This is a genomic window from Peptoniphilus faecalis (assembly GCF_012976305.1).
Taxonomy (GTDB): Bacteria; Bacillota; Clostridia; order Tissierellales; family Peptoniphilaceae; genus Peptoniphilus_A; species Peptoniphilus_A faecalis.
The window spans coordinates 1-23,973 of the sequence record NZ_JABDSR010000013.1; the positions used below are offsets into that span (position 1 = coordinate 1).

General features: G+C 34.3%; 28 protein-coding genes and 2 pseudogenes. 2 read left to right on the forward strand and 28 right to left on the reverse strand.

Annotated features, from left to right (window positions below):
* A pseudogene (locus tag HKO22_RS08700) lies at positions 1-300 on the forward strand (relaxase/mobilization nuclease domain-containing protein); the annotation flags it as partial.
* Between the two features lie 19 nt (positions 301-319).
* On the opposite strand, the gene HKO22_RS08705 reads toward HKO22_RS08700, so the two are convergent.
* The 18 genes from HKO22_RS08705 to HKO22_RS08790 form a co-directional block, all read right to left on the reverse strand.
* Positions 320-1,177 (reverse strand): Kiwa anti-phage protein KwaB-like domain-containing protein, encoded by an 858-nt coding sequence (locus HKO22_RS08705; protein ID WP_062810430.1) that lies wholly within the window; start codon positions 1,175-1,177, stop codon positions 320-322.
* Positions 1,174-1,695 carry a hypothetical protein gene (locus HKO22_RS08710; protein ID WP_062810429.1) on the reverse strand — a complete coding sequence of 174 codons (522 nt, stop codon included), beginning with the start codon at positions 1,693-1,695 and terminating at the stop codon, positions 1,174-1,176. Before HKO22_RS08710 ends, HKO22_RS08705 begins: the two co-directional genes overlap by 4 nt.
* A gap of 11 nt (positions 1,696-1,706) precedes the next feature.
* Entirely contained in the window at positions 1,707-2,381 is a 675-nt protein-coding gene (locus HKO22_RS08715; RefSeq protein WP_169970101.1) for a hypothetical protein, read from the reverse strand.
* The gene (locus HKO22_RS08720; RefSeq protein ID WP_235932845.1) at positions 2,350-2,634 is read right to left on the reverse strand and encodes a hypothetical protein; all 285 of its coding nucleotides are present in this window, start codon (positions 2,632-2,634) and stop codon (positions 2,350-2,352) included. The genes HKO22_RS08715 and HKO22_RS08720 overlap by 32 nt, the downstream gene beginning before the upstream one ends.
* 118 nt (positions 2,635-2,752) lie before the next feature.
* On the reverse strand, positions 2,753-3,004 hold the full coding sequence (locus tag HKO22_RS08725) for a recombinase family protein (protein WP_000582200.1): 252 nt from the start codon (positions 3,002-3,004) through the stop codon (positions 2,753-2,755).
* Positions 3,005-3,665: 661 nt separating this feature from the next.
* Positions 3,666-4,325: a dihydrofolate reductase family protein gene (locus HKO22_RS08730; protein WP_000802831.1), complete on the reverse strand. Its 660-nt coding sequence runs from the start codon at positions 4,323-4,325 to the stop codon at positions 3,666-3,668.
* 110 nt (positions 4,326-4,435) lie between these two features.
* On the reverse strand, positions 4,436-4,792 hold the full coding sequence (locus HKO22_RS11225) for a WYL domain-containing protein (protein ID WP_000374054.1): 357 nt from the start codon (positions 4,790-4,792) through the stop codon (positions 4,436-4,438).
* Between the two features lie 23 nt (positions 4,793-4,815).
* Positions 4,816-5,388 carry a helix-turn-helix transcriptional regulator gene (locus HKO22_RS11230; protein WP_001079938.1) on the reverse strand — a complete coding sequence of 191 codons (573 nt, stop codon included), beginning with the start codon at positions 5,386-5,388 and terminating at the stop codon, positions 4,816-4,818.
* A 275-nt stretch (positions 5,389-5,663) separates the two neighbouring features.
* Positions 5,664-6,458, reverse strand: a complete 795-nt coding sequence (gene aph(3')-IIIa, locus HKO22_RS08745; RefSeq protein WP_001096887.1) for an aminoglycoside O-phosphotransferase APH(3')-IIIa — start codon at positions 6,456-6,458, stop codon at positions 5,664-5,666.
* Positions 6,459-6,550: 92 nt separating this feature from the next.
* Positions 6,551-7,093, reverse strand: coding sequence for a streptothricin N-acetyltransferase Sat4 (gene sat4 / locus HKO22_RS08750; protein ID WP_000627290.1), 543 nt, complete (start codon positions 7,091-7,093; stop codon positions 6,551-6,553).
* On the reverse strand, positions 7,090-7,998 hold the full coding sequence (locus HKO22_RS08755; RefSeq protein ID WP_001255864.1) for an aminoglycoside nucleotidyltransferase ANT(6)-Ia: 909 nt from the start codon (positions 7,996-7,998) through the stop codon (positions 7,090-7,092). Before HKO22_RS08755 ends, sat4 begins: the two co-directional genes overlap by 4 nt.
* Before the next feature lie 32 nt (positions 7,999-8,030).
* Positions 8,031-8,765: a class I SAM-dependent methyltransferase gene (locus HKO22_RS08760; RefSeq protein ID WP_000662263.1), complete on the reverse strand. Its 735-nt coding sequence runs from the start codon at positions 8,763-8,765 to the stop codon at positions 8,031-8,033.
* On the reverse strand, positions 8,746-9,615 hold the full coding sequence (locus HKO22_RS08765) for a nucleotidyltransferase domain-containing protein (protein ID WP_002303392.1): 870 nt from the start codon (positions 9,613-9,615) through the stop codon (positions 8,746-8,748). Before HKO22_RS08765 ends, HKO22_RS08760 begins: the two co-directional genes overlap by 20 nt.
* Before the next feature lie 14 nt (positions 9,616-9,629).
* Entirely contained in the window at positions 9,630-9,854 is a 225-nt protein-coding gene (locus HKO22_RS08770; RefSeq protein ID WP_002303393.1) for a helix-turn-helix domain-containing protein, read from the reverse strand.
* 142 nt (positions 9,855-9,996) lie between these two features.
* Complete coding sequence (locus HKO22_RS08775; protein WP_002303394.1) at positions 9,997-10,665, reverse strand: zinc ribbon domain-containing protein; 669 nt, start codon at positions 10,663-10,665, stop codon at positions 9,997-9,999.
* Positions 10,666-11,505: 840 nt separating this feature from the next.
* A complete protein-coding gene (lnu(B), locus tag HKO22_RS08780) occupies positions 11,506-12,309 on the reverse strand; it encodes a lincosamide nucleotidyltransferase Lnu(B) (protein ID WP_002294514.1) in 804 nt (267 codons plus the stop codon).
* 53 nt (positions 12,310-12,362) lie between these two features.
* Entirely contained in the window at positions 12,363-13,847 is a 1,485-nt protein-coding gene (lsa(E), locus tag HKO22_RS08785) for an ABC-F type ribosomal protection protein Lsa(E) (RefSeq protein WP_002294513.1), read from the reverse strand.
* 442 nt (positions 13,848-14,289) lie between these two features.
* A complete protein-coding gene (locus tag HKO22_RS08790; RefSeq protein WP_002294511.1) occupies positions 14,290-14,874 on the reverse strand; it encodes a recombinase zinc beta ribbon domain-containing protein in 585 nt (194 codons plus the stop codon).
* Positions 14,875-14,935: 61 nt separating this feature from the next.
* Between HKO22_RS08790 and HKO22_RS08795 the strand changes: the two genes are divergently transcribed.
* A complete protein-coding gene (locus HKO22_RS08795; protein ID WP_169970103.1) occupies positions 14,936-15,394 on the forward strand; it encodes a hypothetical protein in 459 nt (152 codons plus the stop codon).
* Between the two features lie 50 nt (positions 15,395-15,444).
* Here HKO22_RS08795 and HKO22_RS08800 read toward each other — a convergent pair whose 3' ends face one another.
* The 10 genes and pseudogenes from HKO22_RS08800 to HKO22_RS08845 form a co-directional block, all read right to left on the reverse strand.
* On the reverse strand, positions 15,445-15,696 hold the full coding sequence (locus HKO22_RS08800; RefSeq protein WP_002294510.1) for a hypothetical protein: 252 nt from the start codon (positions 15,694-15,696) through the stop codon (positions 15,445-15,447).
* A 217-nt stretch (positions 15,697-15,913) separates the two neighbouring features.
* Positions 15,914-16,723 carry an ANT(9) family aminoglycoside nucleotidyltransferase Spw gene (locus tag HKO22_RS08805; protein ID WP_002294509.1) on the reverse strand — a complete coding sequence of 270 codons (810 nt, stop codon included), beginning with the start codon at positions 16,721-16,723 and terminating at the stop codon, positions 15,914-15,916.
* A 131-nt stretch (positions 16,724-16,854) separates the two neighbouring features.
* Positions 16,855-17,382 carry a phosphoribosyltransferase family protein gene (locus tag HKO22_RS08810; protein ID WP_002294507.1) on the reverse strand — a complete coding sequence of 176 codons (528 nt, stop codon included), beginning with the start codon at positions 17,380-17,382 and terminating at the stop codon, positions 16,855-16,857.
* Positions 17,383-17,425: 43 nt separating this feature from the next.
* On the reverse strand, positions 17,426-18,289 hold the full coding sequence (locus tag HKO22_RS08815) for an aminoglycoside nucleotidyltransferase ANT(6)-Ia (protein WP_002294505.1): 864 nt from the start codon (positions 18,287-18,289) through the stop codon (positions 17,426-17,428).
* 32 nt (positions 18,290-18,321) lie between these two features.
* The gene (locus HKO22_RS11235; protein ID WP_178085409.1) at positions 18,322-19,443 is read right to left on the reverse strand and encodes a methyltransferase domain-containing protein; all 1,122 of its coding nucleotides are present in this window, start codon (positions 19,441-19,443) and stop codon (positions 18,322-18,324) included.
* Entirely contained in the window at positions 19,436-19,645 is a 210-nt protein-coding gene (locus HKO22_RS08825) for a helix-turn-helix domain-containing protein (RefSeq protein WP_062810425.1), read from the reverse strand. Before HKO22_RS08825 ends, HKO22_RS11235 begins: the two co-directional genes overlap by 8 nt.
* A gap of 145 nt (positions 19,646-19,790) precedes the next feature.
* Complete coding sequence (locus HKO22_RS08830) at positions 19,791-20,447, reverse strand: hypothetical protein (RefSeq protein ID WP_062810424.1); 657 nt, start codon at positions 20,445-20,447, stop codon at positions 19,791-19,793.
* Positions 20,448-20,490: 43 nt separating this feature from the next.
* Positions 20,491-21,963 (reverse strand): annotated as a pseudogene (locus HKO22_RS08835) (DNA helicase); the annotation flags it as partial.
* Positions 21,964-21,983: 20 nt separating this feature from the next.
* On the reverse strand, positions 21,984-23,603 hold the full coding sequence (locus HKO22_RS08840; RefSeq protein ID WP_060457848.1) for a recombinase family protein: 1,620 nt from the start codon (positions 23,601-23,603) through the stop codon (positions 21,984-21,986).
* A gap of 78 nt (positions 23,604-23,681) precedes the next feature.
* A complete protein-coding gene (locus HKO22_RS08845; protein WP_019213949.1) occupies positions 23,682-23,843 on the reverse strand; it encodes a hypothetical protein in 162 nt (53 codons plus the stop codon).
* Between the last annotated feature and the right edge of the window lie 130 nt (positions 23,844-23,973).

Sequence of the window (23,973 nt, forward strand, 5' to 3'; positions counted from 1 at the left end):
AATACTATAAATAAGTATCGTGAAATCTATAAATACCACAAGAAAAATCCTGAAGATAAGCAATTTGCAGAAGAATATTATAGTGAACTTTCCGTCTATAAAATAGCCGCTAAAGAGATCTTAGAAAACTATAACAAACTACCAAATACAAAAGAAATACTATCCAATCTCGATAAACTGCAAGAAAAAAAGAACACCCTTATGCAAGAGTATTCTTTAAATAAAGAACAATTTTCTGACCTTGTTCAGTATAGGAAAAACTATGAAAATTATTATGGAAAAGAAGTGGAGAGAACTTAATAAACCCTTAGAATATTTTCTATAAAGGTCTCTTGGAGTTGGTTAAATAAACACCGTCTGTCAAGTTTCCTCTATATATTTCTTCCGCTAAATAAGATAGTAGTTCTTTTTGTGAATCCTTGTCGTCAGGGAAAATTATTTTATTTTCTTCATTAATATCAATTTTTAAGTTTAAATTTTTTGCAGACTTAATGATTTCATCTACAGAATTATTCTCAAGAACTCCAGAATCTAATATATATGCAATTTTTCTTCTAGTCCAGTTATTACAAGACTCAGCTACAGAATCTATATCATCTATAGAGAAGCACTCGTTAGAGCAAAAATCTTTTATATCATCAGTTGTTGCTTCTCTATAATATTTGTTTAGATTAAATATTTGATTCGCCCAATAATACGATTTAAAATATAGATTACCATATTCGTAGTATGCGTCTATACAATCAGTTATAACAATACCTGGTTTATTTTCACATGAAAATGTATGTTTATTAAAAAAAAGTGTAAAATTATGGCTCTTCAGTATCTGTCTGTTAGGCAACCTTTGAAAAATTATTTTTTCGCAATCATCATCATCTGAAATAGGCACAAAGATAGCTTTAAGATCTAGCTCATTATCGGAGTTAACAGAAACTTGACTCACTCCCAGAGGATTATTTATAGCTTCAGTTATTTCATTTGGCAGATCAAAATTTTTTATTACTAAACTCTCATCATTCTCAGGCTTATATGAACCATCAAATTCAATTGTGTTATCTTTGTACCCTTCTATACTTTTAGTAAGTGATTTTTTGATACTTGCATCGTCTTCTCTTTGGGTCTCTATCATTTTTACAGATGTTGAATCTCTACCTGCATTTTCCAAAACATAAATCAATATTCTACCTCCATTAATATATCTTCGAAAATACGTATCACTTTTCTAACGTCATTGCTTTTTCTAATATTTCTCTTGCTTAATAAAGTGAAATCTTTTCCTTGTTCCGTGCTAATTTTATATGAGTTATATCCTACTATCCTCAGTATTGGATTGTTTGTTGTTTTATTTCCTAATACCAATAAAATAGCTGCAATACCCATTAAAATCCAAGAGTAATTATCTATTTCTTTTCTTAATAAATTTTTTATAAATGGAGAAAAATACGATAAAAAGCTTGCTATATACCAATTATTTCCCTCATCATCAACATTAGTTACATTAACTTTAAATACTTGTAAATTATTTCTTAAATATTTAATAAATATTATTTGTGATATCGCTAATATAATGGATATCAATAAACATATCAATCCGACTATTGATTCCTTAGACATCAACGAAGACACTCCAATCGCAAGTATATAAGGAATAATAATTGATGAGTTGAAAAATACATGAGAAAGCTTATTTAACATAAATACCTCTACTAATTAAATTTTAACAACTTTCTATTATCAAAAGCACAATCCATAACATCTTCAAGATTTATATAATGCTCAATTATTTTTACTCCATCAAGATCTGTTCTATCTATATGAATCTTAGTGGAATATTTTTTATTTGTAGGAATTAACAATCCATTAACTATTATAGCTTTATTATATTTTTGCCTTAAAAAATACTCATAGAATAGTTGTTTATAGTTTAAGCCTATATCATAATTTCCAAAATATTTAGAATCGAAAATATAAATTTTATCTTTCACTTTGCAATAATGGTCAAACTCAACTTTAAAACACCTATACATCTCATTTTCTAGTTTTTCTGCAATATTATTTTCTACATAGAGTTTATCTGGTTTATAAAATTTAAACCCTGGATTATCTCCCCATATTATTTTATCATCTATATAATTTTCAAAATTTTTATTAAGATATACCTCTATCATTTTTTCCCAATAATCTTCAAACTTCAATGTTAGAAGTTTTACATTATTAGAATTAGAACTTTTCCAGCTTAAATAATCTATAAGTCCCTGAATTAAATATTTCTCATGATCTTTAAAATAGTCATTTTTGATTTTCTTTAAATTCTTTATAACGAAATCTAAGTTATCAAACAATCGACTTTTATAGCTTTTTTTTATTGCTAAAAATATCATAATACTCTCTACACTCATCTAATGCATCATAAAGACCATATAACTCATTTGTTTTCTTTAAACATCTAGCACATCTACATCCATCAAAACATGCAATCGCTTCATACGTATTTCCATCACAATAATGTACAGCATTTCTTGTGGTGTATAATAAATCTTTCGCAACACTAAATTCAATTTTCCCTTCATCATACAACTCTAATACCTTTTTAGACACTGAATTTAATCCATGCCCAATACTATGACAACTCATATTTTTAGCTCCTTTTTTTTATTATCACTAATCTAAATATATCATATTTTTTTATTTTACTACAATGCTTTATTATAAACCTACTAACTGATTTTGTAATAATGTAATCAAATTTGCCTTATAATCCATCTACAATCATTTTTTTATAGCTTGTTCTTCCATTCTTTATTAACCCACTTCTTCCAACATCGTGATACACTTCAGCTAAATCGATTTCTATTACTTTGTTAGAAAGTTCTTTAAAATATGCAATTTGACTATTTAAACCTGAACGTTGTTCTTCTATATTTTTACTTACTCTACAATATACTGTAATTCTTACTACTTCTTTCGTTTTATTTTTAACTGGTATCTTCACTACATGTATCATTTTTTATCATCCTTATCACTCCAATCTTAACATATGAAAAAGATGCAAGTTATCATCAACAACTTACATCTCTATAAAACTGATTTGATTTTTTATCTTTTTCGCAACAGAACAATGGACTCTACATGCCTTGAGTGGGCAAAAAAGATGTCGCACCCCACTGGTATCCCCTTGGCGGAAGCCCATATTTCTGAAACAGTCGCCTGGATAGGCTATTTTTCATTGATTTGGTGCCTGCTTTTGCGTTACAATCCAAGTAATTGTAAGCAATAAAGCCTTCAAAAGCATGTTGTCCTCTTGAAGGCTTTATTCGGTACAACTTTAAAATTGGTTTACTTATCTTTATCTTCCTCTCTAAGATACTTAACTAGCCCCGGATAATTGCTTATCCTTACAGTTCGGATCAATTAGAATTAGCCGAAAACGGCGGCGAAGAAACGAACCACCGAGAAGCACCGCCGCATTGCCGAGCTTGATACCCTCATTGAACGACTGTATGCGGACCGGAAAAGGCGCGGTTGACCGCCTTGCCCTCAAAGGCTTAGGGGCATATCAACTATATATTGGGGCCGAGTGCCGTTACTTTAACACCGCCGCTAGCCATGAGCTTATGCTTCCTTTAGGACACTGTCCCAACAGACACTTTTTAAAGTATGCTGCACTAATCCTTATTTTTCACAGCATAGCGCAATGACAGACAGCCATGTTCTGCATTCTCTGTTCCCTGCAATTCCAAATTAACTTTTTCAGATAACAGAAGGTTATCAAATAGTTGTTTTTCTTTATTACCTACAAAACATGGTGATATCACAAGACTGATTTCATCAATAAGTCCGTTTTCTAATAATTTGTTGGTTAATCCACCGCCACTGTCTGTCCGCATGTATTTACACCCATATTGCTCATGCAGGATCTGAAAGGCTTTTTCATAGTCCACATGATCATTTCCTGACACAATATATGGGTAATGCCTTTCCTCCAAATAATTCAAATATTCCTTCGGAGTGGCAGTTGATACCAGAATGACAATTTCCTTCAGATATCCAAGATTTCTTAAGCAATGAAGACTTCTCAAGATACCTCTGCTGTCAGGTATGACTCCTATTGGTCTGGGGTCCTCCGGGCTTGTTATGATTTTCTCAAAATCAGCCTCTGTTTCAGCAGGATATTTTTCAAATGCAGTAAAAACAGTATTGGACCCAAACAGCACCGCATCCGAATGAATTCCCCCGGCAACCTGGTAGTAAACTTCCGGATTATCAAAGCCTTTAATGCGGCCATCAAGGCTAATTTGTGTGTGCATAATTATCTTTGGTTTCATATTTTTCAATCCTCCTTTTTGATAGTAGAATATCATAATACACTGACAGCTGTATGTCAGCAGGGGATATGAAACCTTACAAAAAATACATAACAGACCAATCGCTTTCTCTAAATCAAGTTTAGGCAGTGATTCGTAATTTGTGCCAGGTGTTTACGGGTTATGCATTTTAATTCATCAGGTTGGACTATTTCAATGCCTGATCCATATTCAATCAGCTGCTTGCTCAATATCTCAAAGGAATCTGTCTGGAATTCGATTTCCATTTTACTTCCCAAATCGGTTTCTTCAAGGAAGCCGAGAGAATACCTGTTCTTGATAGAATTGTATGTCTCCCCTTTTTCAGCTCTAAGAATTACATTATATAGTTTTTTATATGAAAGCATTTGTTTTAATATTTGTTCCAAAGAGCCATCATGGCTTTGACAGAGCTCTTCTTCTATGCAAATGCTTTTAATCCGATCCACACGAAAATTCCTATATTCATTTCTTAGCCTGCAAAACCGATTAAGTACCAGTTCTGTTCATAAAACCCCAGTGATATAGGCTCTATCATTCTGCTTTCCGGTTCTTGCCCTCCTGATGCAGGATATTGAATTGATATTACCCTTTTATTGCAGATTGCAGTCTGAATTGCTGCAATAACGTTATCCGCCAATGTATTTTTCTGTCCAGATGTGCTGTACACGTTAATACTGTTCTCCAACTCCTGTGCATAGTTTTTTTCACCATGCTTCAAAATAGATTTGATTTTATACATAGCTGAATCAAAATCCTTTATAAATGATTCATCTCCATGGCAATTTAAAAATTTCCCTGCTGTAATCAATGCACCCACTTCCGCCGCTGTAAACATTACCGGCGGAAGTAGGAAGCCCTCTACAAGAAAATATCCTTTTCCGGCCTCAGATCCAATTGGTATTCCGGCTTCTTCAAGTGTCCGGATATCTCTGTAAACTGTCCTTAAGCTTATATTAAATCGCTGTGCAATTTCTTTGGCAGGAATTATTTTTTTTGATTGCAGCTGAATAAGAATAGAGGTTACTCTGTTAATCCTGTTCAAATTTTATTCCTCCTCTGTGACTTCCATAAAAAGTATATCCTATGCGTTCTTAAGCTAGCTGCTGTTAGTGCTTCTCATTGCACCCTGGTTATAAAAGCCATACTCACAAACCTCTTCACCAAAACTCTTTACATCTCTAATATAGAACTCTATCTAGCGAACTTTTAGAAAAGATATAAAACATCAGAGTATGGACAGTTGCGGATGTACTTCAGAAAAGATTAGATGTCTAAAAAGCTTGTAGTTAAAGCTTTTTAGACATCTAAATCTAGGTACTAAAACAATTCATCCAGTAAAATATAATATTTTATTTTCTCCCAATCAGGCTTGATCCCCAGTAAGTCAAAAAATAGCTCGACATACTGTTCTTCCCCGATATCCTCCCTGATCGACCGGACGCAGAAGGCAATGTCATACCACTTGTCCGCCCTGCCGCTTCTCCCAAGATCAATAAAGCCACTTACTTTGCCATCTTTCACAAAGATGTTGCTGTCTCCCAGGTCGCCGTGGGAAAAGACAAGTTCCTCTTCGGGCTTTTCCGTCTTTAAAAAATCATACAGCTCGCGCGGATCTTTAAATGGAGTGTCTTCTTCCCAGTTTTCGCAATCCACATCGGCCAGATCGTTATTCAGTAAGTAATCCAATTCGGCTAAGCGGCTGTCTAAGCTATTCGTATAGGGACAATCCGATATGTCGATGGAGTGAAAGAGCCTGATGCACTCCGCATACAGCTCGATAATCTTTTCAGGGCTTTGTTCATCTTCATACTCTTCCGAGCAAAGGACGCCATCGGCCTCACTCATGAGCAGATTGCTCCAGCCATCATGCCGTTCAAAGTGCAGGACCTTTGGAACAGGCAGCTTTCCTTCCAGCCATAGCATCATGTCCTTTTCCCGTTCCACATCATAGGTGGTCCCTTTATACCGGCTGTCCGTCATTTTTAAATATAGGTTTTCATTTTCTCCCACCAGCTTATATACCTTAGCAGGAGACATTCCTTCCGTATCTTTTACGCAGCGGTATTTTTCGATCAGTTTTTTCAATTCCGGTGATATTCTCATTTTAGCCATTTATTATTTCCTTCCTCTTTTCTACAGTATTTAAAGATACCCCAAGAAGCTAATTATAACAAGACGAACTCCAATTCACTGTTCCTTGCATTCTAAAACCTTAAATACCAGAAAACAGCTTTTTCAAAGTTGTTTTCAAAGTTGGCGTATAACATAGTATCGACGGAGCCGATTTTGAAACCACAATTATGATAGAATTTACAAGCTATAAGGTTATTGTCCTGGGTTTCAAGCATTAGTCCATGCAAGTTTTTATGCTTTGCCCATTCTATAGATATATTGATAAGCGCGCTGCCTATGCCTTGCCCCCTGAAATCCTTACATACGGCGATATCTTCTATATAAGCGTACCGGTTCCAATTTTTTCGCAGTTTAACTTTTCCGACGCATTTATCGTCTTGGTAGTAAAGATATATTATCTTATCAGTATTGTCAATATATTCAAGGCAATCTGCCTCCTCATCCTCTTCATCCTCTTCGTCTTGGTAGCTTTTTAAATATGGCGCTTCATAGAGTAATTCTGTAAAGGTCCAATTCTCGTTTTCATACCTCGGTATAATCTTACCTATCACCTCAAATGGTTCGCTGGGTTTATCGATATCTTTCAGGTGCCCTGCTTTCATTTCTGTAATCACTGTTCCCGCCTCTCTTCTATATCAGCGGCATATGTGCTATCCAGGCAGCCGGTTTTACCAGTGTATTTTTTATACATGTCCCTGGTATATTTTGTTATATTCCTATCATACTCCGGATAGGCATAATGAAGCCTTTCCGCCACCTCACCGGATACCGCCCTGAACAATTGATGGCATAGAAATAATGCTTCCCATATGTTTTCATAGGAATCCATCCGGTAGGTGGACAAAAGTTTCTCCCACAAATCCTCGGATATATACCTTTCAATAAACTTATAGTTCTTGCCTACACTTAATTTAAAGCCTGTTTCGATGCCGACCTTCCATGATATCATTCTCAGCAGCTCATGGCGAACAATCTGATTAAAATGATCAATAGCAAATAAAATTTCCTTACGGCACAGTCCCTTAACCACATAGGTAGTGGTGTTCCAGAATTCATTGCAGCAGTCATCGTATTCCCGGGCACTGGGTTTTCTTATATGATAATCCATGTCGGTCGGAACTACAGCTTGCTGAATCCTTCCATCCTTATCCAGAATAATCTTTATCAATTTATCGTCATTCAGGTAGTTTCCCAACTCTTCCAGGGGCAATAAGGTAAGGTCTATTTTATTATAATCATCAAAAAGTATTATATAGGAGTAGCCTTTCTCTTCAGCCGGGAATAGTTCCATATCCTCCGGTTTTTGCATCATTATAATATTCCCAAATTGATTAAGCCAGTCATCATTAGATATAAACGGTTCTATATCACTTACAAAATATGTAATATCATAATCCTGAAATTCATCTTTAGGTATATTAATATTTGCGCGTGACCCCTCAAGGGTCACAATTCGAATACGTTCATCCTGTTCTGCTAAAGAAAGTACTAAATCCATCATTTCTTTTTCTGATCTCATTTACATACTCCTCGTTTATTTTTTCTATATTATTACATCTTCTTTTTTGCCGATACAATCAGCATCATTGGGCGTCGCATTTCATCCGCCATCCCCGGAATATCCATCATGTTCTCTGGCGGCTGTGGCTCCACAATCTGATTTATTATAAAACTATTTGAAAGCAGTGTATTTAGATATGTGGTCAGTGTTCTATGATATTTTGTAACCTTTTCTTCCAAAAACATAGCTGTCCGTTTGCCCTCATAATAATAATTGTCCACCGGGAAATGCAGTATTTCTCCTTTTTCGTTATAATACCAGTCTTGTGTTCCATGAGCAGTAAAAACAGGATGTTCAACTGTAAAAACTAAATTGCCACCAGCCTTCAGCATCCTATATATCTTTTTTATTAAATTCTCATAGTCTGCTACATAATGAAACGCAAGCGAACTTAGTATTACATCAAAGCTCTCCTCTGGGAAATCCACATCTTCTATGGCACAGCATTCATATTCAATCTGTGGAAAATGGGTTTTTCCTTTTGCTACTTCGAGCATTTTATGAGAAATATCAACACCTACTACAGAGGAAGCACCGTTTTCCATCGCATATATACAGTGCCATCCATAGCCGCATCCTAAATCAAGCACACGCTTACCCTTAAAATCAGGTAGCATCTTTTTCAAAGTCTCCCATTCTCCCGCACCAGCCAGTCCTTTCTGCGAGCGACTCATTTGACTGTATTTTTGAAAAAATATATTATCATCATATTTGTTTTCTTTCATCTGAACTCTCCTCGTTTAAAAAGTTATTTATCTCCGATACAATTTCATTCACTTCTTTATAAAGTTTCTCGGTCATGTCGTAGCATTCAAAAAGAGAAAGACCGAGTACTTCAAAAATATGATTAACTCTTTCGGCATATTTTTCAGGTTTATATTCAAAAGTTTCAAGCAGTTTTATAGCTTTCTTTTCGTTAATGCAATAAGCATTATTACATGCAAATAGTACTTGATTTAAGCATGAAATAATACGAAAAACATGGCCTGCAATATAATATTTATCCTCTGCCCCCGCATTTGCTTTTACAAACATTAAAGAGAATTCAGCTTCAAATATAAAAAAGTTCATCAAGCTTTTCTTTAGAGCAGTAGGGTAAATTTCTGCCTGCTTTTTTAATTCGCATAAGCTTTCGTTCTTAGCATATAGTATTTTACTAATCGCTAATTCTCCACGATACATAGCACTTATATAACCATGGGGATGCCCGGTCTGATAATTGGCAGTAACAATTCCTTGCTCCGTATCTTTGATTATTTGTTCCACCCGTTTTATATCACGTAATATCAAGTCAACATGACACCCGTTTATAACTAACCATCCACCGCCATTAACCCAATCACCCCACGCTCCGGGAGGTACAACAAGGTTGTTTCTATTCTCATCATCCAACTCTGTAGCAATTTGATTAATCGCTGTCAGGTCAAATGAGTCTGAATTGTAATAGATTCCGATATCTATATCAGAATTTTCTGTATGGGTGCTTCTTGCACGTGAGCCCCCTAATACAATGCCTTCTATAAAAGGCAAAGATGATAATTTCTCTGTTACTATTTGAATAACATTACCTACCATATAAACATCCTCCTTTATTCGTTAGATATTTTTATTTCATCTCCATCTGGTAAAATAAATGCCTGCACAAACTTGACACCTAGCACATCAGCAATGGCCTTCAACTCATCCAAGGTTACTGTTTCTCGTTGTAATTTTTTATTGAAATTCTGTGGAGTCTGGCCAATACGTCTAGCAAGTTCGGAAACACTTATATTCATTTGCTCACACAGTTCTTTAATCATTTCTGCCGTAGTCATACAGCACCTCCAAGTTTATGCTAAGAATAACATAAACCATTTGGTTGATAAATGCAATAGTCATTAAAATATTATTATAATCAGCAATTAAAAGAAAACCCACAACTCTACTTCAGAGTCATGGGCTATTTACTTCTGGTTTTCATATTTCCATTTCGATACCTGGTTTGAAGGCTATGACGAAGTGGTCTTCATAGACCTTAACGTTCTGGATTATCTTCCTTACAAGCTTATCATCATATTCTAAGGTGCGGAATTTGTTCTTGCGGATAAATTCAATCAACTCATTGATGCGCTCGTTCTCGCCACTGAGGGAGGCATCTTCTACTAAAAGAGTCTGACGCTTATCTCGCATCTCATCGATCTCATCTACCAGGTATTCATAATCTTGACCTTTATTGGCCAGCTTGATTAGTTCTTTTTGTTTTTCATCTAGTAGGGTATTAATCTCTGAAATTTGGTATTCTGTGGTTTCTCCAATCACAGCATGAATATTTTCTTCCAGTGTCTTTATCATATTGTTGCCACCAGCAAGTAGCTTATTAATTGCGGTCATTACCGCACCATAGAGTTCATCTTCTTTTACGGTTCGGTTCTTACATACCTCGGGACCCTGCTCGATTCTAGTCACGCATCGCCAGACAAATTCTTTTCTGCCATGAATATTCCAATAGGTTCTCCTATAAATATCGCCACAATATCCACAGAAGGTGATGGCACTTAAAGCGTACTTGCTACTATAAATTCTTTTGTTCTTGCCTTCTCCTGTGTAGATATTACTTCTCCGATAAATTTCTTCTTGAGCCTGCAAAAATAACTCTTTAGAAATAATCGCTTCATGGCTATTTTCAACATAATACTGGGGAAAATGAGAGATTAACTACAGTCTCACTTACTGGCTAGTGACAGTAAGCAGACACACTCAACGTTTAGTACTCAGGCGATTTAGGGATCAAGTCAACAAACACTAAAAACTATTGATTGCATAGGATTTTTAAGCATCTCCTAACAACCCAACATCTAATCTATCACTTCATTTAAGTAGGGTATTTTAGTTTCGCTGTTAAAATCAAGCCTATTTTTATCTGTGGATGTAAATCCTACTAATATCCGATTCTCCACTCCCTTAAGCCATGCAAAGAAATTCTAAACCATATTTGCACCAAAAAGAGATTAACCACTAGCGGATCGAAGAAAAACACCTTGTCTCAGCTACGTCAAAAGATGAAATGTGAGTGACGCTAGATTCGTGCTTCAGCAATTCTAGGATCGAAGCGGTCTCGCAGCCCCTCACACAAGGCGGTTTTCCATAGGATAGCGCGAGATTCAATCACCACTATTTGCCAAAGAGCCCAAAAAACCGCTAGCCAAAAATCGGCTACCGGTTCTAAAAATGATGTTTATCCTTTTCGAGTCTAACAACTCGTCAGGACGAACAATAATTATTTTCTTGTTAACAGACATACTGCTTCCACATGGATTGAGAGGACAGAATGAATGTCATTTGTGTATGTCCGTTCTCGGAAACATATCCACGACACTTTTTGCACTATCGGTAGACGGGAACATATCCATAGGCTTCGCTGTTTTTTGAAAAACTGAGGTATGCTGTTAATTTTCAGTACCCAATACTGTGAATAACGTTACTCTCCTATTCACTAATGTAATTCAACAATCTTTCTAAAATGTCATGTGTAACTTTTAAGTTGTATTGTTCAATAAGGTGACTTTGCAAATCCATAACTAATAGCAAAGAATTTTTATAGGCTTCAAATAATTCTACCTTATCTAATCGAGCAGTGGTCTTTGCAAATTTTTTATAATTTTCAAGGCTAATTTCTTTTTCAAGGTTTTTACTCATGTTTAGCCAATTATCAGCATTTTTTTCTGCCATACGTATAAGTTGTAGTGTATTTTTTTGAAGTTGTGATAAGAGTTCTAATGAACGAGCATATTCTCCTCTTTTTAGAACGTTGATTCCCATCAACCATAGATTAGAGAAATTACACAACAAAAAATTAGCATTTTCTTCAGTAAGTCTATTTGGTCTTGCACCACTTATCTCTGATAAATAATTTTCTAATTGCCCTGTTTCATCGTAAATAAGCATAGCCTTCGTATCAGGAATATAACCTGAATCTTTAAACGAGGGGATTATGTTCATATCTTTTTCAGAAAGGAAATGAAATTCCCCACGTATAAGATTATCAAAAATAACTACCTCTGTTCCGTACTCATTTTTATAAAGCATCAAGTACGGAGCTACGTCAAACAACCAGTTGGATGAATCAAAGTTCGAGGTTATACTATCTTTCAAAAATATATAGAACTCTATATCAGAGTATTGGTCACCTTCTCCTTTGGTAAACGATCCATACATCATACAAGCTGTAATTCGTTCATCTGACTCAGTAAGATTCTTAACGTTTGCAATTAATTCTTTTTGTTTTAACATTTCTTCACCCTTTCATGTAAATATCTTTTAGTTATTGTGGCAACTCAAAATCTCTACAAACCTAAATTAATATTTTTCGTACAAATGTTATTGCAAAAAGCATCATCATGCTCCACAAACAATAGTGTAGGACAATATTCCAAAATCATTTTTTCAATTTGGATACGTGAAAAAATATCAATATAGTTCAATGGCTCATCCCATATATACAAATGTGCACTTTCACAAAGGCTTTTAGCAATTAGTACTTTCTTTTTCTGACCAGCACTAAAATCCACCATGTTCTTATCAAACTGCTCTCTATTAAAATCCAGTTTACGAAGAATCGTTTTAAATAGAGTTTCATCGATCTTATTATTATAGGCAAATTCAGATAGATTACCTTTTAAATATGAAGTATCTTGCGAAATATAAGAAATTTTTAGTCCACTTGCTAGCATAAAATTTCCGGTAAATTTAATATCATCTCCATTAATCAATTTTAGGATACTAGACTTACCACTCCCATTTTTTCCGATAATGGCAACTCTATCACCAATATTGACTCTGAAATTAAGATTACTGCATACTTCTTTATCTCCATAAGACAATGATAAATCATTCGCTTCTATTAAGCACTCTTTGTGAAATTCAAGTGGTGAAATTTTTAAGTCATCATATTGTTCAATGTTGTGGAGCAGTTCTGATTTTTGTAAAACGGCTTCCTGATGTCTTGACTCAATATTTTTGGCACGTTTCATCGCTTTTGCAGCCTTATGTCCAACATAACCCTTATCCAGTTTTGAACCAGAATTTGTTGTTCCATATTTACTTTTTTCTACTTTATTTGACCAGTTTGAACTACGTTTTGCTGCATAAGACAACCTTCCTATTTCTTTAAGGAGTTTCTTGTTTTCTGCCAGTTCAAAATTATCTTGTAACGTTTTGTTCTCCCACCAAGAAGTAAAATTTCCCTTTTGGATTTCGATATTCGTTTTATTGATAGATAGTATATGGTCAACACATTGATCAAGTAAGCTTCTATCATGAGATACCAAAATAAACCCCTTCTTGCGTTTCAAATAGTTTTGCACTACATTACGTGCATCGATGTCAAGATGGTTTGTAGGTTCATCAATAAGCAGGAAACAACTCGCTGTAAGGAATAAAGCTGCAAGAAGGACCTTCGTTTGCTCACCATTTGACAATGTATTAAACGGACGATATAAAGCATCTTCTTGAACATCAAGCAATGATATTTCACGAAAAATCTCCCAATCCATACATTCCGTACAAATACTCTTCATTACTTCAATTGTATATAGACTCTTATCTTCCACATCATAAGGAAAATACTCAAACTTAACTGTAGAACTTATATTGCCGGAATACGCATATTTGCCAAGCAGTAAATTTAAGAAAGTAGTTTTACCGCGTCCGTTTCTTCCAATAAAACCGAGTTTCCAATCTGTATCTATCTGAAAACTTACATTTTCAAAAATATTGTCATAACTTCCTTCATATGAAAAAGTTAGATTTGAAACATTTATTAAGGACATATATTTCTTCCTCCTTTACATTATAAAAATTTTATAAGCAAAGTCGGTTTTCGGCATTAATTACTCTATAATGTTATCCAACTCTGCAAGGATTTTGTCATGAATGACATAGTATCATTGTCTATCACGTTTATCTTCCTTTCTTTTACAAATATTAAAAGCCGCAAGAAAGTAAATTCTTACGGCTCAAAAACAAATACTATTATTACCTTTTGTTATACATAACATAAGGTTACTGTAATGTATTATTGAGTGTAGAATACTTAACTTTCTTGCAATTTGCATAACAAAACAAACGGTTCTATAGCCGTTTCTTTAAATATCTTATTATGCATCATATAATTAGCAAGAAAAGTTATACATTCTTCCACCTCCAAGTCGTTTTATTATATCATATTATCTTTAAAAATCCAATATAATTCTTCTGTTCTCTTTCTAAAGATTACCCTTCTACATCAATCTCGACTCCTGATTTGAATTCAACGGCGAACTTATCATGAAATACCGTAACTTTTTCTATAAGCCTCCTTACTAACTGCTCATCATATTCCTCTAACTCACAGGATTGTTCATTAAAGAAATCAGTCATTTCAGCGATTCGTTGCCTTTTTCCTTCACGCTCTGCATTTTCAACAAGTGCATTTTGCTTCAATTCTCGAAGGTGGTAGATTTCATCAGCCACATCTTCATAGTCATTCTTGGATTTTGCTTGGATAAGAAGCTGTTGTTGTAATTCTTCCAATTTGCTATCAATATCATTGGTGGCATTATCATTTTCTTCATTAAGTATAGTAGCTATGTTTTTCTGCAACGCCTGGAGGAAGGGTTCTTTGTTAGCCAAAAGTTCGTTAATAGCCTTGACCACTGCTGTCTGCAATGTTTCCTCGTTTATGGTAGGGGCAGTACATTCAGATCCTTTTTCCTCCAAACGGCTGACGCATCTCCAAACAATAGACTTGTAACCTCGGTTATTCCAGTGTACCCGGCGGTAAATATCACCGCACTGGCGAGCAAACTGCAACTGCAACTATGCAGGCACTTAATCTTAAAAGAACTACTTTCTATAAACTGGTGAAGGAAGTGATTGTATGATGACGATGTGTCCACGATGTTTAGAGCTATACAGTGAAATTTGGTCGAAGCCTTGTTGTAAATGCGCCGATAAGACCATTCCTGTTGATATTGAACTCATCAATGTCGTTCAGATGCTGCTCACTAGAGGCTTCGATGTATCTTATGCCACTTGTTACCCAGATAAAGAACAAGGTGAGATCGAAGCTATGGAAATTGAGATTCACTTTAGGGAATTGTATCCGCAGGCTCTCTTTGATGGTCTCCCACCTGACTGGATTGTAATTGACGAATACCCAGTTCTTGGCGGTAAGGTTCTTGATGAACCTGTTGATATCCTTACATGTGCAATCGAATATCGATTTGAAGAGAGCATCCATATTCAAAAGGATATCGCTATAAGCAATCTGGAAACATGGCTCGAAGAGAAAGACCCGCAATCTTGTAGGGCTATCCTTACATTGACCGGCTTCTGAAAAAGTAAGACCCTCTCAACAGTAATGATCTGCTGAAAGGGTACTTTACTTTAATCTATGACCTTGAAGTGCCTTAATGCGTCTTTAATAGCTTCTACTTTATATTCTGGTGCTGGTTTATATGGGCGTTTTAGTTCTTCAACTGCGTTTGGTGCGTCGTACATCGGCAGGCCTAAGTTTCTTTTGACCTCTGCAATGTTTGCAGTGTGAACTTTGAAGCCGTACTTTTCTTCGATATACTCCTGAATAAGCCTGTAGGTGATACGATCTGGCTGGATTTTTCGGTCGTCTGCGTACTCCATTTTTACACTGATAAAATCGTCTGCACTTTTGTGGGACAATAAAACACACGTCTCAACGTGGCTCGAGTTGATGGCATTGATGTCTTAAGCTGATTTTTAACCCTTTCGTTCGCGGGAACGTATCAACGGTATTTTGATTATTTTTTAAGAAACTGATATATGGGGGAACATATCGAAGCAATCAATAATGCACATTAACAACTAGTCTTTGTTATATTTAAACTATTCGAAAAGGTAATTGGATATTAAGGGAAGACTCTATAGACTTTTTCATATGATTAACGAGTTCAGCCACCTCAGATTCCATTCCTTCCCACTTGTCAACACACTCTCCTAAATAAGCCTCTCTCGCTTTGTTGAGTAAAGTAGCATGCTCATCGGGTAATTGAGGTATCGCCCATTCAGCTGCCAGATCTTTTGAGCGAATTTCACCAGTAGATGCTGTCAGCCACATTCTGGCTAAAGTTAAAATCACATTGCGTTCGTCACCGTTAATGCTAGCTATCAACCCGGGCAACGATTCTTTAATTGCTTTTCGAATATCTGTCATTGGCACAGGCTCAATTACTTCTGTTGCCTTTGGTCCCAAAAGGTTAATACTATTTTTTCTTAGTTGTGCTAAAAGTATTGCTAAATCCGGATCATAAGTCGACTCAGGAATTTCTCCCTTTTCAAACTGCTCTCTTAGCCACTCGCCATACATAAATTCATATTTGGGGGGGAAATGCCAAGGGACAATATCCTTTTGATTTATGACCGTAACTTCAAGAGGCCTCATATCTTTTATGTTTCCTATTTTCCCAGATATAAGCATTAACCTATTTGTAAGATTCCTTCGAGTTTTTTCAGATAAACTTTGATTTGTTATTACCAAAATATCTACATCGCTATTCATACGTAAACCACCCATTACTGCCGAACCATACAAATACACCCCAATTAACATATTATCAAGTAGTTCCGCTATAGTTTTTAATGCTTGAATTGCTTCTTTCGGAATTTTTTTGTTACTTAAATCTATACTCAACTTCGATCTCCTTTCGTCTGAAAACTGTTTTTTAACGCCTCTTAAAATTTATAAAAAAAGAGTAAACATCTTTCGTTGTATTGTAAATTAACGCCATCCAAAATTTTGATTCAAGATTTTCTTTCGGTTTATTATATGTTTGAGCCAATATAAGCTACAAAACTGCTGTCTATCCATTTTTGAGTAACCTCATTTATATCAATCCCAATAGTAGCCAACCCAATAATGCTGCAATCCAATTTCTCTAACAAAGCTATTAAAGCCTTCATTTGAGAACCTGTCTCTATCCAATCATCTACAATCAAAACTCTTTTGTTCCTCACAATAGAACTCTTAGATATTTCAAAGCTTTTATCTTGACCTGAATAGTCGGTAAAATGTGTCGAAATAATCTCTTCTTTTGCGTATGGCAGCTTATCACCTTTTCTTACTCCAATAAACCCCACTCCAAGTTCTTTGGCTATGGCAGTGCCTAGTATCCATCCAATTGCTTCTGGGGCAGCCACATAATCTACTTTATTTTGAAAATCCAATGATAGTACTTTTACAATTTTATCAAAAACGGTTTTATGTGTAAAAATAGTTAGTAAATCATATTTTCCAATTGAGTTACGAGGTAATATACCTCTAATTTCATTTATAACATCAGTACTTTCCATACATTTACACCCCTTGCTTATGGTTAATAATCTTTGCTAATCTTTAAAAATAGTCATTTTCAACATATTTTTTATACATGTCCTCGGTATATCTTGTTATGTTCTTACCATACTCTGGATAATCAAACCCCAGTAGTTCTGCTACCTCTTTGGACACTTCCCTGAACAATTGGTGGCATATAAATAATGACTTCCAAATATTTTCATAGGAATCCATGCGATATGTAGATAATAATCTATTCCATAGATCTTCATCAATGTATTTGTTAATATACTTATAATTTTTCCCAACACTTAATGAAAATTCTGTCTTTATCCCAACCTTCCACGACATCATCCTAAGTAGTTCAAACCGTAGAATCTGGTTCAGATGATCGATTGCAAACAGTATCTCTTTGCGGCACAATCCTTTAATAACATAAGGTGTTACATTCCAAAATTCATTGCAGCAATCATCATACTCCCTTGCGCTTGGCTTTCTTACATGATAATCTATATCAGTCGGAACTATGTCCCTTTTAATTCTACAATCTTTATCAATTAGAACCTTTATTAATTTATCGCCCTTTAGGTAATTATCTAACTCTTCCAAGGGCAATAAGGTAAGATCAATTTTATTGTAATCATCAAATAGCATAAGATAGGAAAATCCCTTTTCTTCAGGTGGGAATAATTCCATATCCTCCGGCTTTTGCATCATTATTATATTCCCAAATTGATTAAGCCAGTCATCATTAGATATAAACGGTTCTATATCACTTACAAAATATGTAATATCATAATCCTGAAATTCATCTTTAGGTATATTAATATTTGCGCGTGACCCCTCAAGGGTCACAATTCGAATACGTTCATCCTGTTCTGCTAAAGAAAGTACTAAATCCATCATTTCTTTTTCTGATCTCATTTACATACTCCTCGTTTATTTTTTCTATATTATTACATCTTCTTTTTTGCCGATACAATCAGCATCATTGGGCGTCGCATTTCATCCGCCATCCCCGGAATATCCATCATGTTCTCTGGCGGCTGTGGCTCCACAATCTGATTTATTATAAAACTATTTGAAAGCAGTGTATTTAGATATGTGGTCAGTGTTCTATGATATTTTGTAACCTTTTCTTCCAAAAACATAGCTGTCCGTTTGCCCTCATAATAATAATTGTCCACCGGGAAATGCAGTATTTCTCCTTTTTCGTTATAATACCAGTCTTGTGTTCCATGAGCAGTAAAAACAGGATGTTCAACTGTAAAAACTAAATTGCCACCAGCCTTCAGCATCCTATATATCTTTTTTATTAAATTCTCATAGTCTGCTACATAATGAAACGCAAGCGAACTTAGTATTACATCAAAGCTCTCCTCTGGGAAATCCACATCTTCTATGGCACAGCATTCATATTCAATCTGTGGAAAATGGGTTTTTCCTTTTGCTACTTCGAGCATTTTATGAGAAATATCAACACCTACTACAGAGGAAGCACCGTTTTCCATCGCATATATACAGTGCCATCCATAGCCGCATCCTAAATCAAGCACACGCTTACCCTTAAAATCAGGTAGCATCTTTTTCAAAGTCTCCCATTCTCCCGCACCAGCCAGTCCTTTCTGCGAGCGACTCATTTGACTGTATTTTTGAAAAAATATATTATCATAATCTTCATCTTGTAATTTTTTCTTTATTGAAGAAACATCTATGTCATTTATATCTATTGCTTCTTTTATAGAATTATCAAAAATATCGTTTGATTCTAAAGTTTTGACACAATCCTCATTGATATCAGATGCATATTTTATATTAATTCCTGCAAGATGAGCACCTATATCTAAACCTCCCGCACCAGCAAACATACTAACACCTATAATATTTTTTGATGTTATACTTCTATCCATATTTAGTGATTTACTTTCATACTTTAATTTTATTTTATTATTTTTTTGTTCAACTTTATCATAAAATTCAACCATCTGTGGTGCATAAATGTTCTTAAATATATCATCATTTAATTGAAGAACTTTTTCCCCATTATTATTTATAAAGTCTAAATTCTCTTTAGTCATTTTTTCTCCTATATTCAATAATATCTCCAATATCACATTGAAAATACTCACAAATCTTTCCTAATGTTTCCAAACTTACATTTTCGTCTCTTCCCATTTTTGCTATTGTCTTGGGTGTTGTTGCTATTGCACATTGTAAGTCTGTTTTTTTCATATTTTTATCTATTAATAACTTCCATAATTTATTATATGAAAATCCCATATCATTCTCCAATTCTATATTTTACCTTTCTAAATGTATAGATTAACTACCTAATTATAGCATATAACACATATCCCTTTCAATTATATGATTTACTGCGTTAAACTGAGCAAAAAAATAACGGCAGTCCGAAGACTGCCGATATTTATCTCTCTGCGCCTTTGCTATGGTCTTTCTTATTAAATTTAGTTTTATCGTCTGTCTTAAAGCTTTTTATTTGCCCTAATATTGACTTTTTATCCTTGTCTTGACTCTTTACTTGTTCTTTTGCTTTTAAGAGCTTAGAAGACAACATACGAACATTCTTATGTTCCTTTCCGTTGTTATCAATACTTGTTTTTACTTGTCCAAATATTTTAACAAAATCTCCTTGCTTTAAGTTCTCTAAATCTTTTGTCTTATCTCCATAGGCTGAACAATTGGTATAAACTTTATTCCCATCGTTATCTTTTGAAACAAGAGAAAAATTACTTACTTTGAACTTTTCTCCATTAGCATTCTCCCTTTCAAGATTTTCTACTTGACCAGCTATATTACCGACAAGATTTATAAGATCATCTTTTGCTTCAATATCACTGACATTTTCAACAATCTTACCTTGTTCTTTCATGTCATCAATCATATAGTCAAAGTCATCACTTAGTAGACCTGTTGTGTCATTGTTCATATATAAAACATAGACTTCTTCAAGTGCTTTTTCATCATTAACACCCTTTTCTATGCTCACAAGTGCTTTTATAAAGTCCTTGTAGTTATCATTCATCATTTCTTCTAAGTTTTCTCTAATATCTTTGTATTTCATAATTTCCTCCTTGTACTAAATAAGGAGAGCTTTTAGCCCTCCTCTATCTTTCTTGTCCTTTTTCACTTTTTTCTTGATTTTTATCTTTTTCTTCTTCTGACTTGAATTTTGATATTTGTCCTAATATTGATGGTTTCTCTTCCCTTGCGTGAAGATTATCTTCCACATCATAAGTTGATTCAAAGTAATCACTATCTTTAAAATCATTGTCATACCTATCTGGTATTCCATCATTATCAAGATCTTTTGCAAGTGGATCATAGAAGTTTCCGTCATCATCTATTTCTAAGCCTAGAGCTTGTTTCAAATCTTCTTCATCTACTGCTACCAGATCATCAAAACTTGACATCTTTATGGCTTCGGTCATATCTTTAATAGCTTGTGAGTTAGATATATCTTCCTCTACAAAAGATTCTGTTCTAATAGCTACATTATCTACATACTGAGTCCATGTTTTTTCTTCCAAATTTACCTCATATTGAATCGAGTGCTTACCGTCAGGTGTTTCTGTATAGGCAAGTCCTATATGGCTTAAATGAGGGTATAGTTTGTCAAAGTCTTCATAACTATTAGATTCTGAAAACTCATAGTTAGAATAATCTACTATCGCTCTCTTTAAATCTTCTAATAATGGTGATTGGTTTTCTAATTCTTCTACTTCTCCCATATCTAAAAGTTTATTAATCTCAGCTAGTCTTAGAGTCTTATCCCTTAACTCATCTGCTTTTTCAAATGGTTTGGTCAATTCTACTTTAGCATTTTCTAAAGATTCTTTATAGTTTTCAAGATTTTGATTTAATCTTTCAAGCCTTGAAGGCATTTTTTCAATGGCATTATCAAGTCTTGTTATATTACCGTCAGTAGAGTTTGATAACTCTCCGAAGTATTCTGCTTTTCCTAGGAGTTTAAAGGTGTGAGTATTAGTCATAAAGTTAAATGAAACTTGTAAGTCTAAATTTCTATATTTACCAATGACCTTGCTATCATTTATCTTTACCTTTTTTATTTCTTCTAATAGCTTCTCTCCAGCTTCTTTCTTATCTAAAATTTTATTTGTCCCAAGACTGATTGAAGTGAATTTGCTATCTCCTTCTCCTAATTTCTCAACATTTGCAATATCTTCTTTAACTGCTTGTATTTCCATTTCAGTTTTTAAAATACTTTGAGGATAAATTTTATTTACCTTATCTTCAAGCTTATATTTATTAGACTTGTAGTTTGCTTCCAGCATTTTTAGTTTTGTAACTTCGTTATCTAAATCCATTTTTTCTTTAATTAGAGGATTACCAGTAGCTAAAGCCTTAATTTCTGAATAAGATAGACTTGCTTCATCAACATCTTCTGCAACACGCACAGGTGTCTTGCTTGTCATAATTTGAGAAATGAATTTCTGTTTATTCTCTATTGTCTGCCACAAATAGGCATCAAAGGTATTTTCTGTTACATATCTAAAGATATTTACCTTATCATTTTCATTACCTTGACGAACAATTCTACCACTTCTTTGCTCTAGGTCTGGTGAGTAGTCCGAAGTGGTCAATTTAATTTACCTATAAACTTGTAGTGAATTTCAACCTTTTGGCTAATTTGACCGTCTATTTCTTCCTTGTCATAGACATATATCTTATCTATTATTTGATTTAGGATATATCTGTTTAGCGATTTTATCTTAGCGTACTTGCTAATATTGTTCATGAATTTCTTGTAGTTATCTTCAGTTTCAAAAGACACTTCTATATCGCCCTCTAAGACTTTGATTTCCTCGATTAACTTGTCTTGTTTTTTAGATATGCTCACATTCATTAGATTGAAGTTTCTTTCGGTTATATTTCCCTCTAACCTATCTTCATATAACTGTTCATAGCTTCTGTCTAATTCTGCTAATTGGTTCTTTTTAAGCTCCAGCTTGTTAGATAGTTCTTTTCCCTCGTCAATTTTTTCTACTTCAATCTTTTCTATTATCTTTTCTACAAAGTCTTCTTTATCAGATAGTGCCATACTTCCATGATATTGTATATCTTCAAGAACAATATTATATAGATCCCTAGCTTCAATTCTGTGTGATGAACAAGCACTTACTCCATATTTTTTATATGTGGAGCAAGAAAAGTGAACAAAGTCTATGAGTTCTTTCTTTTTAAGCCTATAATCAGTTTTTGGTGTCAATGCATAACCACATTTAGGACATCTTACAAGTCCTTGAAAAATGTTGTCATAATAAAGTCCCTTTTTATTGTTGCACTTCCTCTTATCAACCATTGTTTGAACTTGTTCCCATATTTCCTCGCTGACTATTCCCTCGTGGGTATTTCTAGCATAAATATAGTCGCTTTTAGGAATATACATTCTTTTTGAGTTCTTAAATGATAAGGTAGGTCTTTTATTTCTTGCCATATTTCCACAATAAACTGGATCTCGTAAAACATTTAACACCATTCTATGTGACCATTGATATTTATTTTCTTCAGTTAGTCCATAGAGTTTTTCAGCGTTTTCAACAAAAGCACTTGGTCTTGGAATTTTTCTCTTCATCAACTCCTGGCTAATAAGTTGAGTACCCTTACCCTCTAAACACAATTTATAAATGAGTTCTATTATAGGTTTAGTTTTCTCATCTATGATTAATCTGCGTTTATTATTAGGGTCTTTTAGGTAACCAAATGGAGCTTTAGAGCCTATATATGTTCCCTCTCTCATTCTGCTTTGAATTGCACTCTTAACTTTTTTGGAAGTATCCTTTGCGTACATTTCATTGAGAATGTTTTTAAATGGCATAATATCATTTTGATTGCTATTTAATGTGTCTATACCATCAGTTACTGCGATATATCTTATGTTCTTTTGTGGAAAGTACATTTCGATATACGCTCCACTTTGAAGATAGTTTCTTCCTAACCTTGATAAGTCTTTTGTTATAACACAATTTATTTTTCCGTTTTCAATATCAGTAATCATCTTCTTAAATGATGGTCTTTCAAAGTTTGTCCCCGAATAACCATCATCTACATAATAATCATAAATAGCGATACTGTTACTTTCTGCAAATTGTTTTAACATTACTTTTTGTGACCATATACTCATACTCTCAACTGAGTTTCCATCATCTTTTGATAGTCTACAATAAAGTCCTGCTACATATTTTTTAGTCCTGCTCAATTTCAATCTCCTTTCCCTAAACAGGACTATCTCAATAATTTAATTATACTAAAATACTCCCGTTTAGTCAATCAATACTTACGCTTGCGTTTGTTTATTTTCTCTGTCTTTTTCTAAGTTTCTTTCGACTACATGCTCGATAATATCTTCAAATACTTCTTCAATCGGCTTTTTACCTACATATACACGCTTTATTTCATAGTTGATTTTTCCACTTCGTTTTTTCTTTTTTAATTCCATAAAATTTCTCCCTTTTGTTGCAATAAAAAAAGGCGATTAGATTTTTAATTTTCTAATCGCCTTTTAAGTGTCATATTTACATTTTTATTATCTCTGGCATACTTTGATACCTTTTTAGACTTAAAGTCTT